The sequence below is a fragment of the Trichocoleus sp. FACHB-262 genome (genome assembly GCF_014696035.1).
Lineage (GTDB): Bacteria > Cyanobacteriota > Cyanobacteriia > FACHB-46 > FACHB-46 > Trichocoleus.
In genome coordinates this window covers 30,212-46,026 of the sequence record NZ_JACJPK010000019.1, presented here as the reverse complement: position 1 = coordinate 46,026, position 15,815 = coordinate 30,212, and the positions used below count along the sequence as shown (strand labels likewise).

Here is a 15,815-nt window from a genome sequence, read left to right as displayed (position 1 = left end):
TATCACCTTTTACTAGAGTTATGGAACAGAAAATTCAAAAGTGGAATAGGTGGGTACAAATTCTTCGAGAGCAGATAACTAGACTTGTGCAGTCAAACTATATCTATGCAGAAACACGAAAAATTGTTGTTGAAAATTCAGCCATCAACAACTCTAATCTCTTTTATGATTGGCTCACAAGGAATTATGTAGACGCAACACTTATGGGAATTAGAAGGCAATTAGATGACCACTCAGATTGTATTTCTCTTATTAAGCTTTTGCGTGATTTGCAAATCAACAGTACATTATTGACTAGAGAAAAACATCTTGCTCTCTATTCGAAGGATATGCACGCTCTGGGGCATAACGCGTTCGACATTCTTGCGGGTAAAGATCTAAATGTATTTCCTGAAAAGACTTTAGAGATTGACTTGCAACAACTGGAAAAAATTAAAGCTCTCCATAAAGAGTTTATCGATCGAAGGATTGCACATTACGAAAAAGTATCTGAAGTTCAATCACTCGGTACTTTCCAGAATTTAGATGACGCTATTTCGATTCTTGAAAATATATTTCAAAAGTACTTTTTATTACTTACTGCTAGCAGCACTAAACTTTTGCCGATTCCTCAGTATGACTGGACCTCGATCTTTAAACAGTCTTGGCTCCCTAATATTACTAAGGAAATGGAGCAAGATGAATAATGCTGCATTAGCGGCCTATCCAAGTATGCAAAACTCATCCTACTCCCTTGTGTAAGGAGATATCGTGGCCCAGACCCTATCTAAATCCATAAACTTAGAGGAGTTTCTGAAGCTGCCAGAAACAAAACCTGCTAGTGAATATATTGATGGGAAAATCATTCAAAAACCAATGCCGCAGGGTAAGCACAGCACGATTCAAACCGAGTTTTCTACTACTGTTAATGCTATTTTGAAATCTCGACGAATTGCACGGGCATTCTCAGAGCTACGCCTCACTTTTGGCGATCGCTCAACTGTTCCAGATGTGTCTGTGTTTACTTGGGAAAGAATTCCGCGCGACGAGAATGGCGAGATTGCCAATACCTTTGCGATCGCTCCTGACTGGACAATTGAAATCCTCTCACCCGATCAAAGCCAAACCAAAGTCACTAAAAATATCCTGCATTGCCTCAATCATGGAACTCAAATGGGTTGGCTGATTGATCCAGATGAGCAGACTGTGTTTGTCTATTTGCCAAAGCAGCAACCAGAAGCCTTTGATGAATTAGAGCAAAAACTCCCAGTTCCATCTTTTGCAAGTGAGCTGAATTTAAGCGTGGGAACTGTGTTTGGTTGGCTATTGGAATAGAGGCAGTAAACACAACGCTGCAATAAACAAGAAAAGAGGAGTAGCAAACGTAAATGCCTCTCCCCCGATTAATGTTGAATTGCTTAAGCTAAATTTCCTTAACCAAGTTTAGGCAGTAGCAGCGGTGGAAACGCGTTCGTGATACAACGCCACAATCCGAGCGCGCACTTCAGCAATCGTGAGACCATCGGTATTAATTTCGATCGCGTCTGCTGCCTTTTGGAGTGGGGCTAAAGTGCGAGTACTGTCCTTACGATCGCGCTCGTAAATCAGCCGCTCTAGTTCATCCAGGCTGATGTCGCCCTTTCCCTGATTTTTCAGGTCTTGTTGGCGGCGGCGGGCGCGTTCTTGCACTGAAGCCGTCAAAAAGATTTTTAGTTCTGCATCGGGGAAAACGTGGGTGCCAATATCACGGCCTTCGATCGCAATGCCACCTTTGCGACCGTAGCGCTGTTGCTGCTTCACCAGTTCTTGGCGGACGGCAGGTTGAGCTGCGATCGCCGAGACATTAGAAGTCACTTCTAGGTCACGAATGGCCTCTGTCACTTCCTGCTGATCAATCCAAACTCTAACGGGTTCTTGTGGGGTTTCTCCCGGCACAAGTTGAATTTCGCACTTGCTCACCAGTTCTGCGATCGCGGGTTCATCGTGAATGTTAATCCCCGATTGCAGTACCAGCCAAGTCAAAGCGCGGTACATGGCTCCCGTATCCAAATAAAGCAGCCCTAAAGTCTGAGCAATTTGACGAGTTACCGTCGATTTACCAGCTCCAGCAGGACCATCGATCGCCACAATCGGCTGACGGTCTTGCAAAAGCACATTGTCAATCAAGCGAGTTGAGCCTAAGCGGGCCGCGATCGCCAGCAATCCTGCTTCGTCAACTTTATCTAAGGGAGCCATCGTCATGGGATGCACTAATTCAATGTATTCAGGTTTGATCGGCACAGTTGCCAATTCTACCTTGACCGCATCAATTAGTGCATTCGTGTCTTTCTCACCCGTTTGAAATTGCTGTTTTGCTCGCTGCAAACCTCGATATATTGCCGCCGCTTGCTCACGTTCCTGCTCGGAGAGGTACTGGTTGCGAGAGCTGAGAGCCAATCCACTTGCCTCCCGCACCGTCTCACAACCCACAACTTCAACGGGAATATTTAAGTCGCGCACGAGTCGCTGAATGATTGCCAATTGCTGAGCATCTTTACGGCCAAAATAGGCGCGATCGGGCTGAACGAGCTGTAGTAGCTTTGTGACTACCGTGGCCACTCCTTGAAAGTGTCCCAAGCGAGAGCGACCACATAAAGTAGCCGTCATAAACTGTGGGGGTAGGACTTGAGTCACTTGTTCTTGCTGACGGCAATAGGCTGAACCGTACAGCTCTTCAGCAGTAGGGGCAAAGATGGCATCGACTCCAGCTTGCTCGCATAAACGCCGATCCGTTTCTAGGGTGCGAGGATACTGCTGAAAATCTTCCGTAGGCCCAAACTGCAACGGATTGACGAAGATGCTCACAATGACGAGAGCATTTTCCTGACGCGCCCGCTGGATCAAGCTCAAATGACCTTGGTGCAAAGCTCCCATTGTCGGCACTAGCCCCACGGTTGCCGTAGGTGCCAAAGACGATGCATCGCTAATTGGCTGATCTAGCTTCAACCCGTCTTGTTGAGATCGATGTAGCTCCAGATAGCACCGCAATCCCGCTACCGTCGTAAACAGGCGCACCGATCCCCCTAGGTTGATTACCAAAGCTCCGCCTACTAGTTTAGGGATTCATCTCCGGTCTGTGTCGGTTTAATTGCTAGCTGTGACAGTTTTTTGCTGATCTAAAACATCAACACGCACCGGAGCCACACCGCTATGAATTAGACCTAACACCTGAGCCGCAGCAGCAGACAGGTCAATGACGCGATCGAAGGCATAGGGACCGCGATCGTTGATACGTACGACTACTGTTCGTCCATTGTCTAGATTGGTGACTCGCACCTTAGTACCAAAAGGTAGGTCACGATGAGCAGCTGTGAGAGCATTTTGGTTAAAAATTTCACCACTAGCACTACGATTGCCGTCAAAACCAGGGCCATACCAGGAGGCCCAACCTTTAATTTGAAATTGGACTGAACCGAAGGCAACGGTTTGCTGACGACGTACCACAGGGCGACCCGAAACTTCTCGCAAGGGAGCAGCGTTACCGAGCAAACGTCTCAGCCGATTGGTGGCTTGAAGCGCATCCTTAGCCAAATCGCGAGTGGTGTCAGGTAGTTTAGTGGTTGCGGTTGCATCCAGGGTGACTAGGACGTTGCCGTCTGCTTTGATCAAGTAGCGATCGCGGGGTTCGCCTGTCACGCTAGGTTCACCATCCCAACTGACGGTAATCTTGTCGGCATCTAAGCCATTCCAGCTCATTTGATTAATCTGGGCCGCCACGGCAGTCGCTCGCCACAGCGGGTCATCAGCACTGGGTGAGGTAGCACTATCTAGGGGTGAGTTCGTAGCGATCGCGCCTGTCTTGGTCAATGCAACTGGCTTGGATGCTTCAGCTTCTAGGGACACAGCTTGCCGAGCTGCTACTTTGACAGGTTGAGTGATGGTTAAACTTTGGCTGCCTGCAACTTCAGTTCCTGGTTCCGCTTCTGGGTTTGTAAGGAAAGTCAAAACCGGAATATCTCGGACATACAGAGTTGCAGCTTTACGGCCTGCCACTTCATGGGCTTGGATTTTGGCAACGAGGGTGTTTTCCTCGGTGGTGGAAGACTGACGTTCTCCAACTTTGACGACCTGGGCCGTTTGATTTGACTGTAACTGTGCCAGCTTTACTGGAGATTGCGGCGCTACCTGAGGGGGGCCTGAAGTGGGCTGGCTATTCGCTAGGTTGGTCTCAGTGCTGGGTTCGATGGCTTCTGCTAGCTCATTAGAACCTAACAGGGGGGTAGATAAAGCAGCCAACAACAGGGCAACAGTGGCACTACTCCGAAATCGTTGATTCATAAATCCATGTAAAGGGCGCTGGAAAATCGAGATTGATACGTTGCAAATGAGCTGTAAGAACGCTCTAAGAACAGGGTCTAATGGGTTAGTGCAACTCGTACTCGTTCCGTATTTACTTTCTGTCATAGAACTGCAACAGAGTAACACGAAGTTTTGGCCCTGGGGATCAGGGTGCTACGGAAGCCGTTTAGAGTTTTATTAAAACTTTATATTAAAAAAATCGACAAAATGCTTCTGTGGAAAGAGTTTTGGGGTTTATGCGGTTTCAGCATGCTTCATCAAAACTTTATATAAACTTCATACTAGATATGAATCATTTTTTACCTGATTTAGTCTCTAATTAGCGATCGCAGAGCTTTAGCTTGGAGCAATTTTGAAAGACTAAATTCTCAAGACCAATGGCGAGTAGAATACATCCTGCAACTAGCACGGGAAGTACGTCGTTTCATGGATTACAGAGAAGCTGGGGTTGATGTCGAAGCAGGCCGAGCCTTTGTGCAACAAATTCGCGGCATGGTCGAGAGCACTTATCGACCTGGCGTACTGGGAAAATTTGGTGGCTTCAGCGGTTTATTTCAAATTCCGGCAGGCTATCATGAGCCGATTTTGGTTTCTGGCACCGATGGCGTTGGCACTAAATTAAAGATTGCTCAGGTGGCAAATCGTCACGACACGGTCGGGATTGACTTGGTAGCGATGTGTGTCAATGATGTACTGACTTCTGGAGCTGAACCCTTATTTTTTCTGGATTATTTGGCGACAGGGCACTTGGAACCAGAGCAGTTGGCCCAGGTGGTGTCTGGGATTAGTGAAGGTTGCCGTCAGGCGGGCTGTGCGCTGCTGGGAGGTGAGACCGCAGAGATGCCTGGTTTTTACCAACCGGGTGAATATGATTTGGCAGGCTTTTGCGTCGGTGTGGTGGAGAAAAGCCAACTCCTAGACGGTTCTCAAGTGCAAATTGGGGATGTGGCGATCGGTTTGGCTAGCCAAGGAGTGCACAGCAACGGTTTTAGTTTGGTTCGCAAAATCATTAGCGATCGCGGCTTTAGCTGGGAAGAGAAACCGGAACTGTTTGGGGGGCAAACTTTAGCGGAGGCATTTCTTACCCCGACTCAGATCTATGTCAAACCTGTATTGGCCGCGCGTCAAGCAGGCCTGACAATTCATGGTTTGGCGCATATCACGGGCGGTGGCTTGCCAGAAAATCTTCCCCGCTGTCTGGGTGAAGGCCAAGCAGTCCGCTTCAACCCCAACTCTTGGCCTGTTTTACCCGTGTTTCAGTGGTTGGCAACGACCGGAGAAGTCAGCGAAGTTGCCATGTTTAATACGTTCAACATGGGCATTGGCTTGGTCGTGATTGTGCCACCTAACCAAGCTGAGCAAACGATGCAGTGGTTTACCTCGCAAAGTCTTGCGGCTTATGCGATCGGTGAAGTGGTTTCGGGTGCTGGGGAATTGATTGGGTTGCCAGAGTAACACAGCTCGTAGATTGCAGCACAATTGCAGCATATATAAAGACAAGGCGATCGCTCTCTGGTTTAATCACAGGCGATCGCATTTTTGTTGGTTTAGATATTTATGACATCTAGTAATCTTGAAGTCTTTATTCAGCAAGCTATGATTCCTAGTAAAGCTACGGTTGAAAGCTTGGTTGACCCTCGTAGATCTGAATATTGCAAGACCAAAATCGTCTGAAGGAACCCCGCTCAGCTTGGTTGGATTAAGAGACCGTGAATCTTGCAAAAGTCTACTTGTAGAGCCAGAGGCATTTGCTTAAACTGCCTTTAACTCTGCATCTCACACTTCCATGTCTCCATTGACGATTTCTGAAACTCTGATTCATTACTTCACCTTCGTTAGCCCTGATGGTTGTCTGAGACAGGGAATGCGAAGTGGAGGCCAGTTGTATAGCTATGTCGCGTCATTTCCAGCAGCTTGTCAAAACCAAGCTTATGCCTTGGCCTATGGGTTATCGGAGTACGGCCAGCAGGTTGTCATCACTGATTCTGACAACGGCTACAACGTTTGGAAAGAGCTGCGATCGCTACCTCAGCCAGCTTTAAACCAACCTGAAACGTCATCAATTTTTCCGACCGAGCACCGACGTTGCTAGAGGATGGTGGGTTGCCACTGATATTTCCGTAGATCGATCTTTGCTTCGGCATTAAATTCGATGCCTTCTGCTTCTAAAAGCGATCGCTGCACATAATCAGAACCAAGCCGCAGGGGTGATTCTGACACTTCGCCTTTGGCATTGATCACGCGATGCCAAGGAATATCTGAATTTTTATCAACTCGGTAAAGTGCGTATCCCACCAAACGAGCTTTGCCATATAACTCCGCTAACTCTGCTACCTGGCCGTAAGTAGCAACTTTTCCTATGGGAATTTGACGCACGATCGCATAAATACGGTTGTAGGTAGACACTTTTGATGATCTAGGCTGGAGAGAGAGACAGTCGGAAAGTCAGGAACCTATTACAAGGTTGGCTTTTTTGTCAATACCTGAGGTCGTAGGAATAATAAGATAGACTCCAGTCTCGTTGCTACGGGAATTTAGAGACTGAGAAGCGTTATTTAGCTGCAAGTTTGACCACAGTTTTCATCTTGTTTGCTCGTTAAAGTTTTTGCATCAACTCCTCATTCGAGCTTTGGCTTTATGGTTTCCTCAATTCGTTTTTTAATGTGTTCGCCGGATCACTATGAGGTGGACTATGTAATTAATCCTTGGATGGAAGGAAATGTTCATAAGTCTTCTCGCGATCGCGCTGCCGAACAGTGGGAGCACCTATTTCATCTAATCAAAGAGTACGCGATTGTTGATTTGATCCAACCTCAAGTCGGTGTCCCTGATATCGTATTTACGGCCAATGGGGGTTTGGTCTTAGGCGACACCGTAGTATTGAGTCGATTCTTCCATAAAGAACGGCAAGGCGAAGAACCCTTCTTCAAGCAGTGGTTTGTTGAGAAGGGCTACACTGTCCATGAACTGCCGAAAGAACTGCCGTTTGAGGGGGCGGGAGATGCCCTATTCGATCGCGAGGGTCGCTGGTTGTGGGCAGGATACGGCTTCCGCTCCGAACTAGATTCGCATCCTTATTTAGCCAAGTGGTTAGACATTGAAGTGCTGTCGCTGCGACTGATGGACGAGCGCTTCTATCACTTGGATACTTGCTTCTGCCCGCTCAGCCAAGGCTATTTGCTCTACTATCCTCCTGCTTTCGATGCCTACTCCAATCGCGTGATTGAAATGCGGGTGCCTGAGGAGAAGCGGATTGCGATCGCGGAAGCCGACGCAGTCAACTTTGCTTGCAATGCAGTGAATGTGGATCACAGAGTGATCTTGAACAAAGCCAGTGATGAGTTGAAGCAACGTCTGGCTGACAAAGGCTTTGAAGTCCTGGAAACGCCTCTAACTGAATTTCTCAAAGCGGGGGGTGCGGCCAAGTGCTTAACGCTGCGTGTCACCGAACCTGTCCAAGCTGAAGTTCATGCTAGGGCTACCGTGGAGAGCCGTGTGATCCGCCTAGACGGTCACTTACTCGACTCTGGCTTGATCAACCGTGCCTTAGATTTAGTTGTGGAAGCAGGTGGTAGCTTCCAAGTGCTCAACTTCAACCTGGGAGAACAGCGCCAGAGCACTTCTTCCGCAGAAGTGAAAGTGTCGGCTCCTTCCCATGAGGTCATGGAAACGATCATGACGCAGTTGATCGATCTGGGCGCTGTGCCACCTCCACAAGAAGCTTGCGATATCAGCTATGAAGTGGTGACTCAAGCGGGAGTGGCTCCAGATGATTTCTATGTCACCACGATTTACCCCACAGAAGTCCGAGTGGAGTGTCAGTGGGTGAAGGTGCAGAAACAGCGGATGGATGCGGCACTCGTGTTGCATGCAACTCCCACGGGTCCCATCGCGGAATGTAAGCTGCTACGAGATTTGGCGGTAGGCGATCGCGTCATTATTGGCGTGGAAGGAATTCGCACAGTCCGGAAAACGGAATCCCGTGAACAGCGGAATGTGCAAGAGTTTAGCTTTATGGGAGCAGGGGTTTCCAGTGAGCGCCGGGTTGAACTTGTAGTCGAGCAGATTGCTTGGGAGTTACGCAAAATCCGGGACCAGGGTGGCAAAGTAGTAGTCACGGCGGGGCCAGTGGTAATTCATACAGGTGGTGGTGAGCATCTAGCCCACCTGATTCGCCAAGGCTATGTGCAAGCGCTACTGGGCGGTAATGCGATCGCCGTTCATGACATTGAGCAATCGATGATGGGCACTTCCCTGGGCGTCGATATGAAGCGAGGCGTCTCGGTGCGGGGTGGTCATCGTCATCACCTCAAGGTGATCAATGCCATCCGGCGCTGTGGCAGCATTCCCCAGGCTGTAGAGCAAGGTGTAGTGACGAGTGGCGTATTGTACGAATGCGTCCGCCACGGTGTGCCTTTCTCCCTAGCTGGCTCAATTCGGGATGATGGGCCTTTACCCGACACGCAGATGGATTTGCTGCAAGCTCAGGCGGATTATGCTCGTTTAATTGAAGGCGCAGATCTAATCTTGATGCTGTCCTCCATGCTGCACTCGATCGGGGTGGGCAACATGACTCCCGCAGGCGTGAAGATGGTCTGCGTGGACATCAACCCCGCTGTGGTGACTAAATTGAGCGATCGCGGTTCTGTCGAATCCGTTGGAGTGGTCACAGATGTAGGCTTGTTCCTCAGCTTGTTGGTGCAGCAGCTCGATAAGCTCACAAGTCCCTATCACTTTGCTTCTGCTACTGCTTAGACTCTTAACGCATCGTTAATACCTTCTTTCCCTCTCGTTGAAGAAAACATTCTAAGGTAGTACCTCAGGCTGGCTTTTGTGGGGCTATCTACTTTTAGGGTCATCTATTTGGTGGGAGGGAAGGAACATGCGTCGAAGCCGTCGGTTCATTTGGGTTGCCTTGTTATCAATGCTGCTTGTAGGACTGGTCTCTTGGTTAGAAGCCCAGCCTTTTGGCAACGAAAGTGTAGCGGCTACAAAGTTTGACTTTGGCCTGATCGGCGACTTACCCTACAACCCTGAGCAGGAAGGCAAGTTCCAAAACCTGATTCAGGATATGAACAAGACACGGCTTGCCTTCATTGTTCATGATGGCGACTTTAAGAGCGGCTCGACTCTATGCACTGATGAAACGTTTTATCAGCGCTACAACTTGTTCAATACCTTTGTGCATCCGTTCATTTTTGTGCCGGGAGACAACGAATGGACCGATTGTCACCGAGCCAATAACGGCGGCTACGACCCCGTAGAACGGTTGGCTAAACTGCGCGAAATCTTCTTTCAAGGCAATCAGAGTCAAGGTAAACGCACGATCGCCCTGACTCGCCAAAGTAACGATCCGCAGTACAGCAAATTTCGCGAAAATGTCCGCTGGATCTCCAACAACATTGTGTTTGTGGGACTGAACATTCCAGGGAGCAACAATAACTTCGGTCGCACTCCAGAAGCTGATGCTGAATACCAAGAGCGCAATGCGGCAAATTTAGCTTGGTTAAGAGAAGGATTCGCGATCGCCCAGCGCAATGGCAGCAAAGGCATCATGCTGGTTATTCAAGCCAACCCTGGGTTTGAGTTAGCTCCTACCGATCCCAACCGTACCGGGTACAACGATTTTCTCGCGGCTTTAGAAGCTGAAACTGTCGCCTTCAAAAAGCCTGTGGTTTTGGTACATGGAGATAGTCACTATTTCCGCATTGACAAGCCTTTAGTTGGTTCGCGCAGCCAAAGCCGCATTGAGAACTTTACTCGGGTTGAAACCTTTGGCTCACCAGATGTCCACTGGCTGAGGGCAACTGTTGACTTCAAAGACCTCAATCTCTTCAGCTTTCAGCAAGAAATTGTTGAGCAGAACTTAGTCGCTCACTAAGTAGCTCCGTAAAGCAACTTGACAGCAGCAATCTTGCCAAAAGGTGTTAAGCAATACAGCAAAAAAATTGAAATCTGCAATTGCTTAACCCAAGATTAATCTATCCTTTGCCAGTTGATGAGATTCGTTGCTTAAGCTAATGACGCATCCTGAGAACTGAGAGAAGGACATGGCTTTATCGCGACGTAAATTCTTTGCGCTGGCAGGTGCTAGTGCTGCTGGTACGGTAATGATGTCTCCTTTGCAGGCGCTCTATGCTCGCAAAGCGAACGGTCAATCTGTATTTGGCGATGGCTATGGCCCGCTGATTCCCGACCCCAATGGTTTACTAGATTTACCTCGCGGCTTCCAGTACCGAGCTTTTTCCCGCACTGGGGATGTTATGAGCAATAACTCTCTGGTGCCCGGAGGACACGATGGCATGGGTGCTTTTGCAGGTCCCAGAGGTACTACCATCTTGGTCCGGAACCATGAACTCAGCCCCACTTCGGCTACCAAAGTTTCTGACCTAAATGCACCTGTGTATGACCCTCTGTGCAAAGGTGGCACCACTACACTGGTAATTGGTAACGATCGCAAACTCATCCGTCACTATCCTTCTATTCAAGGCACATACCGCAACTGTGCCGGGGGTGTGACTCCTTGGGGTTCTTGGATCACTTCGGAAGAAAATACTTCTACGCCTGAAGAAAATCCTGGCTTGGTTTCTAAGCGTCACGGCTACAACTTCGAGGTGCCTGCTAACGCAACAGGAGCCATTACTCCAATTCCTTTAAAGGCAATGGGTCGCTTTAACCACGAAGCCGTGGCGATCGATCCTCGCACTGGAATTGTTTACGAAACCGAAGATACCGGAGATAGCCTGTTCTATCGCTTTATCCCGAATCAACCTGGCGAACTACAACAAGGTGGTGTTCTACAGGCACTTAAGCTGAAGAATTTCCCAACAGGTGTGCTCACCCGAAATCGGCCTACCAGTGTGATTCCTGTAGGCCAACCTCTTGCGGCTGAGTGGGTCACTATTGACGAACCCGATCCAGTCAGCGACGCTGCTCCTACTGGTACTCGCTTCCAGGGGCGTGCAAAAGGCGCTGCTACCTTCAGCCGTGGCGAAGGCATTTGGTTTGGTAATAACGAGCTGTACTTTACCTGTACAGATGGTGGCCCTGCTAGATTGGGTCAAGTTTGGCGGTATGTGCCTGGTGCAACCGCTGAAGACGGTGGTACTTTAACCTTGTTTGTCGAGTCTACTCAGCAAGCTGAGTTACAAGCTCCAGACAATATTGTGGTCTCTCCCTTCGGCGATTTGTTCATCTGTGAAGATGGCTCTGGTGACAACTTTGTAGTTGGAGTCAATGCCAACGGTGAACTTTATCACTTTGCTCGTAACGCTCTCAATGACTCTGAGGTAGCGGGTGCTTGCTTCTCCCCCGATGGTCAAACCATGTTCCTAAATGTTCAAACTCCTGGTATTACCTATGCTATTTGGGGACCTTGGAGCCGAGCTTAATTTAGGCTTGTTAGTTGCTCTCTCTTAATGTTTTAGAATTGACATTTCTAGAGAGCGATCGCGTTTATCCTTCTCACCTGCGTTAATGTTTGGGCGAATCGTTGCCACTTGGAAACAGTAAAGGTTTTCAGGTGGCAATTTTTTAGCTAATTTTTAGATAAATTGGTTAAACAAAAGAGCTTTTTAGGGCCGCTAAATTATTCCTCAAGTATTGCTGCTAATCGGCAAGATCACGACAGTAATATTCAGTCGATAAATTCACTAAAATATCTCTATCAACTGAAGTTTTGTTTTTCCAAAAAGCGCTTTCGGTACCTGTCTTTAACGCATTGCATACGTCTGATGCGGCTTGAAGAATTTGGCGAGGATTGTTTTGAGCTACTTGCCTTAACTGTGGATTAAGTGTGGGGGAACTTGCTAAAAGACCTAAATACTCTTCAAGAAATTGCTGATCTCTAGTTTGAACTATTTCAACCGCTTTTTCTCCACAGAGGCGATCGAGATTGAGGGTTGAACCACTAGTCGTTCTCATATAACACACTGACGCATCAGTGCTTGGGACAGTAGAGTAGTCAAACTGCTGAGAGGCAAGAACGGAGTGATTATAGCTTCCTACTAAACTCGTTAATAGAGTATTTACTAATAGACTAGAGGTTGTCAGAAGTCTCAGGTTTTTCATTGAAATATTTCATATTGAACCTTTATAAGTACAGCAAGCATAAACATAAACGCAAGAGGCTTGTTGTAGGTAAGGTTCATTTTTAATCTAATCTTTTAGATTTTAACTTAATCTTTACAATTGTTAATAATAAGTTGGTGATTAGAAATTCATATATTTTCTAACTTAGTTTTTTGCTTTTTATAAGCTTTTCTTAGCCTCTAGTTAAACTAAGAATTTCTATCTTCACTAGATAATCAAACTGCCTATTGGTAACAACCTTTTCAGAATTTCAAAGAGGCTGTAGTGAATCTATCAAGACGTAAATTTTTTGCCCTGGCAGGGACATCGGCTGCGGGTGCTGTATTGTTATCTCCTTTGGAAGCTTTTTATGCTAAGCCCTCGATCGCTGCTGGGCCTTACGGTAATTTAGTCGCTGATCCAAATGGAGTCTTAGATTTACCAGCTGGGTTTACTTATCGCAGGCTTTCTGAAACTGGACAAACCATGACCGACGGTTACAGAGTGCCTGGTGGTCATGATGGTATGGGTGCCTTTGCAGATGCCAACGGCAATACAGTTCTCATCCGGAACCATGAACTCGCTCCTACCTCTAGTAATGGCTTGAGCGCTCCCAGCACCAGGAAGTACAACACCAATGCTAGGGGCGGCTGCACTAAGTTGGTGGTGAGCCCCACTCGGACTCTGGTATCGCATCGAGGTGTGTTGGCAGGAACGATTCGTAACTGTGCGGGCGGTCCAACCCCTTCAGGATCTTGGCTAACCTGCGAGGAAACCTTCGAAACCAACAATACCAAGAGGCACGGCTACGTGTTTGAGGTTCCCAGCAGCGCAACGGGGTTTGTGACACCTGTGCCGCTAACCGCGATGGGACGTTTTAATCATGAGGCTGCTGCTGTAGACCCCAACACAGGGTATGTCTACATGACAGAAGACCGAGGAGATGGGCTTTTCTATCGCTTCATTCCCAACCAAAGAACTAACTTGAGTGCTGGCGGCACTTTATCTGCTTTAAGGATCACGGGTTCCTCCGGAATCAATACCACCACTGGTTTCCCCAAAAATACTGCTAGAGCAGTGGACTGGGTGACGATCACCAACCCCGACCCCTCAACGGATACCGTTAGAACAGAGGGATTTAACAAAGGCGCAGCGAGATTCTCTGGTGGAGAGGGGATCTTTTACGGCGGTGGTTATGTTTACTTCACCTGTAAGAGCGGCGGTAGTTCTGGAGATGGGCAGATCTGGCGCTATTCACCTGCTAACAATACTGTCGAGCTTTATATTGAACCCAACAACTCCGGTGTCTTAGACAATCCTGACAATATTGTTGTTGTACCAAACCGAGATATCTTCCTCTGCGAAGACGGCGACGGAACAGACTTTATCCTGGGTGTCACCCCTAGTGGCAGTCTTTATAAGTTTGCTCGGAATGCTCTCAATACATCAGAGTTGGCTGGAGTTTGCTTCTCTCCCGATGGCCAAACGATGTTTGTGAACATGCAAACCCCTGGCATTACCTTTGCGATTTGGGGTCCGTGGTAGGCAATTGATGCTGCGATGATTGAGTAGCCTCGTTCAGCGATCGCCACCCTTCCTAGCCAAAGAGCGATCGCTGAATCCCAAATTATTTGCTCGACTGCACCCACTCGGTAATCCCAGCCGCGATCGCCTCAGCTAATTTCTGCTGCGCCTTGGGATCGACAATCCACTCAAATTCTTCTGGGTTAATCATGAAGCCCAATTCGAGCAAGACAGCAGGAGCGACGGTAGGACGAGTTAAAGCCAAGTTATTCCAATAGACTCCATAGGAAGGGCGATCGAGCTTTTCTACTAAATAGTCGTGCAGGAACACGGCGAGGCTATTGGCTTGGGAGTTGTACCAAAACGTAGAAACACCTTTGGTTTTGATCGCGTCGCCGTTGTCTGGGAGGGCGTTGTAGTGCAGGCTAAGGGCGATCGCGGGTTCTAGTTTGTTAATTTGGTTTACCCGATCTTGGGGATATAGGTCTTCATCGCCTTCGCGGGTCATATAGACGGTGGCACCTCGCTTGAGCAACTGCTCTCGTACCAGTTTAGAAATAACCAGCGTCACATCTTTTTCGGGATATCCGGTGGGGCCTTTTGACCCCAAATCGTTGGGGCTGCCATGGCCTGGGTCGAGCAGGATGGTGATGCCCTGTAGCGATCGGTTTTTAGATTTCTGAGATGTTTGGGGAGGATGGCGCAAGGACAAGACCAAGCTGGTGCCTTCGTACCGCAGTTTATAACCCCACTGTTGATCTGACTTCAGTTGCAAGGTGTACTGTACCTGCGTTGGAGCAACTTGTTGCCAATCCAGTCGAGAAATTAGGCGATCGGGGTTGACATAGGTAGTGTCCGTCTGGGCGGTGGTGTTGAAAAGATTGAGGGTAAAAGTGCGATCGCCCTGTTGCACGCTCACGGGTACAGGGGTTTGCAGAGGAAACACCACTTCTGTCCATCCAGGAACCTGCCGAGAACTAATGCTGCGAATCAACGATCGCGGTGGCACTGCGCTGGACGCCAGTCGCGTTTCCTTTTGGTTGATCCAAGCGCCATAATCTAGGCGCAACCAATCTCCTTCTCTGCCTGTCACAGCGGCTCGTGTTCCTTTCGGCAATGGCGTGAGGCGGGAATAGTCGGTGCTGGGGCCTGTGCGAGCGGTGCCTGCCTCGGCGGTCACCTCTGCTACTTCCAGCTGATTCGGGGCCAAGATGGTAACTTTGCCAGGAGCCGCTTGCGTGGTGCTCGCCCCTTTGGAACTGAGTTGAAATTGCGGTTGGCCTAAATTTCCTGGTGTACTTGCGATCGTGCAGCCTTGGTATTGCCCGATCGCGGAGCCAATGGTGGGTTGGTTTTGTTGAGTCAGCACCGCCGAGTTTTCTGGCAGATTCACCGCTTGGGTTTGACCCTGTAACGGAATCGTTTGGTTGCCGAGCTTGACGCTGACCTGAGCTTGTGGTGGCGCGATCGCCCCAAAACAAATCGATTCTCCGGGTAGCCGAGCAATATCCGCAGCAGGAGTTAGAGAATCTTTGGCGAAATTCAACCCAGTGGGCACTTCTGACTGAGCAGCTTGACGAGTCACCTTGAGTTGAATGGTTTGGTTTTGGTAGCGCAGGGTGAATAAATTCTCGCCAACTTGCAGCGGAAACGTAGGAGCGAAATGCCCTGCCGTACTGCGTTGAATTGGGCGATCGTTGACCAGCACTTCTCCAGAGGGGGGAGCCGTGCCAATTAAGAAAATGCGATCGCTAGTGGTCTCATGGTTATTCGGTGGGTAGGCCAGGTACAGCGGTTGTGCTGCTATTGTCACGGTTTGCCACAAGACGGCACTACAAGTTCCGACACCAATCGCTGTCCATCCCAAAATTCTGTTCATATCTTTTCTGTCCCTTGGCCTTGTT

The 15,815-nt window shown here is 48.6% G+C and carries 13 protein-coding genes; 8 read left to right on the top strand and 5 right to left on the bottom strand.

Annotated elements, in window-relative coordinates; translation table 11 throughout:
- Positions 1 to 20 precede the first annotated feature (20 nt).
- Both H6F68_RS04815 and H6F68_RS04810 read left to right on the top strand, forming a co-directional pair.
- Positions 21 to 686, top strand: coding sequence for a hypothetical protein (locus H6F68_RS04815; protein WP_190556923.1), 666 nt, complete (start codon positions 21 to 23; stop codon positions 684 to 686).
- Positions 687 to 750: 64 nt separating this feature from the next.
- Entirely contained in the window at positions 751 to 1,314 is a 564-nt protein-coding gene (locus H6F68_RS04810) for a Uma2 family endonuclease (protein WP_190556921.1), read from the top strand.
- A 108-nt stretch (positions 1,315 to 1,422) separates the two neighbouring features.
- On the opposite strand, the gene H6F68_RS04805 is transcribed toward H6F68_RS04810, so the two are convergent.
- Together H6F68_RS04805 and H6F68_RS04800 are read right to left on the bottom strand one after the other, a co-directional pair.
- Positions 1,423 to 3,057 (bottom strand): bifunctional pantoate--beta-alanine ligase/(d)CMP kinase, encoded by a 1,635-nt coding sequence (locus tag H6F68_RS04805; RefSeq protein WP_199299906.1) that lies wholly within the window; start codon positions 3,055 to 3,057, stop codon positions 1,423 to 1,425.
- Positions 3,058 to 3,102: 45 nt separating this feature from the next.
- Positions 3,103 to 4,296: a septal ring lytic transglycosylase RlpA family protein gene (locus H6F68_RS04800; protein WP_190556920.1), complete on the bottom strand. Its 1,194-nt coding sequence runs from the start codon at positions 4,294 to 4,296 to the stop codon at positions 3,103 to 3,105.
- A gap of 447 nt (positions 4,297 to 4,743) precedes the next feature.
- On the opposite strand from H6F68_RS04800, the gene purM reads away from it, so the two are divergent.
- Both purM and H6F68_RS04790 read left to right on the top strand, forming a co-directional pair.
- A complete protein-coding gene (gene purM, locus H6F68_RS04795; RefSeq protein WP_190437080.1) occupies positions 4,744 to 5,772 on the top strand; it encodes a phosphoribosylformylglycinamidine cyclo-ligase in 1,029 nt (342 codons plus the stop codon).
- Positions 5,773 to 6,103: 331 nt separating this feature from the next.
- Positions 6,104 to 6,409 carry a hypothetical protein gene (locus H6F68_RS04790; protein ID WP_190437083.1) on the top strand — a complete coding sequence of 102 codons (306 nt, stop codon included), beginning with the start codon at positions 6,104 to 6,106 and terminating at the stop codon, positions 6,407 to 6,409.
- Here the strand turns inward: H6F68_RS04790 and H6F68_RS04785 are convergent.
- Positions 6,406 to 6,723, bottom strand: coding sequence for an MGMT family protein (locus tag H6F68_RS04785; RefSeq protein ID WP_190437086.1), 318 nt, complete (start codon positions 6,721 to 6,723; stop codon positions 6,406 to 6,408). The two genes, H6F68_RS04790 and H6F68_RS04785, sit on opposite strands and share 4 nt — an antisense overlap.
- Positions 6,724 to 6,954: 231 nt before the next feature.
- Here H6F68_RS04785 and H6F68_RS04780 point away from each other — a divergent pair, with 231 nt between their 5' ends.
- From H6F68_RS04780 to H6F68_RS04770, 3 genes are all read left to right on the top strand, one after another.
- Positions 6,955 to 9,072, top strand: coding sequence for a TIGR00300 family protein (locus tag H6F68_RS04780; RefSeq protein ID WP_190556918.1), 2,118 nt, complete (start codon positions 6,955 to 6,957; stop codon positions 9,070 to 9,072).
- Positions 9,073 to 9,199: 127 nt separating this feature from the next.
- Positions 9,200 to 10,198, top strand: a complete 999-nt coding sequence (locus H6F68_RS04775; protein ID WP_190556916.1) for a hypothetical protein — start codon at positions 9,200 to 9,202, stop codon at positions 10,196 to 10,198.
- A gap of 169 nt (positions 10,199 to 10,367) precedes the next feature.
- Complete coding sequence (locus H6F68_RS04770) at positions 10,368 to 11,708, top strand: alkaline phosphatase PhoX (RefSeq protein ID WP_190556914.1); 1,341 nt, start codon at positions 10,368 to 10,370, stop codon at positions 11,706 to 11,708.
- 217 nt (positions 11,709 to 11,925) lie between these two features.
- On the opposite strand, the gene H6F68_RS04765 is transcribed toward H6F68_RS04770, so the two are convergent.
- Positions 11,926 to 12,240 (bottom strand): hypothetical protein, encoded by a 315-nt coding sequence (locus H6F68_RS04765; protein ID WP_190556912.1) that lies wholly within the window; start codon positions 12,238 to 12,240, stop codon positions 11,926 to 11,928.
- A 432-nt stretch (positions 12,241 to 12,672) separates the two neighbouring features.
- Between H6F68_RS04765 and H6F68_RS04760 the strand changes: the two genes are divergently transcribed.
- A complete protein-coding gene (locus tag H6F68_RS04760) occupies positions 12,673 to 13,932 on the top strand; it encodes an alkaline phosphatase PhoX (RefSeq protein WP_190556910.1) in 1,260 nt (419 codons plus the stop codon).
- Between the two features lie 82 nt (positions 13,933 to 14,014).
- On the opposite strand, the gene H6F68_RS04755 is transcribed toward H6F68_RS04760, so the two are convergent.
- On the bottom strand, positions 14,015 to 15,790 hold the full coding sequence (locus H6F68_RS04755) for an N-acetylmuramoyl-L-alanine amidase (protein ID WP_190556908.1): 1,776 nt from the start codon (positions 15,788 to 15,790) through the stop codon (positions 14,015 to 14,017).
- Positions 15,791 to 15,815 lie beyond the last annotated feature (25 nt).

Coding starts and splice junctions, on each gene's coding strand:
- H6F68_RS04815 (WP_190556923.1), top strand. CDS start 21: ATGGAACAGAAAATTCAAAAGTGGAATAGGTGGGTACAAATTCTTCGA.
- H6F68_RS04800 (WP_190556920.1), bottom strand. CDS start 4,296: ATGAATCAACGATTTCGGAGTAGTGCCACTGTTGCCCTGTTGTTGGCT.
- purM (WP_190437080.1), top strand. CDS start 4,744: ATGGATTACAGAGAAGCTGGGGTTGATGTCGAAGCAGGCCGAGCCTTT.
- H6F68_RS04790 (WP_190437083.1), top strand. CDS start 6,104: ATGTCTCCATTGACGATTTCTGAAACTCTGATTCATTACTTCACCTTC.
- H6F68_RS04780 (WP_190556918.1), top strand. CDS start 6,955: ATGGTTTCCTCAATTCGTTTTTTAATGTGTTCGCCGGATCACTATGAG.
- H6F68_RS04775 (WP_190556916.1), top strand. CDS start 9,200: ATGCGTCGAAGCCGTCGGTTCATTTGGGTTGCCTTGTTATCAATGCTG.
- H6F68_RS04770 (WP_190556914.1), top strand. CDS start 10,368: ATGGCTTTATCGCGACGTAAATTCTTTGCGCTGGCAGGTGCTAGTGCT.
- H6F68_RS04765 (WP_190556912.1), bottom strand. CDS start 12,240: ATGAGAACGACTAGTGGTTCAACCCTCAATCTCGATCGCCTCTGTGGA.
- H6F68_RS04755 (WP_190556908.1), bottom strand. CDS start 15,790: ATGAACAGAATTTTGGGATGGACAGCGATTGGTGTCGGAACTTGTAGT.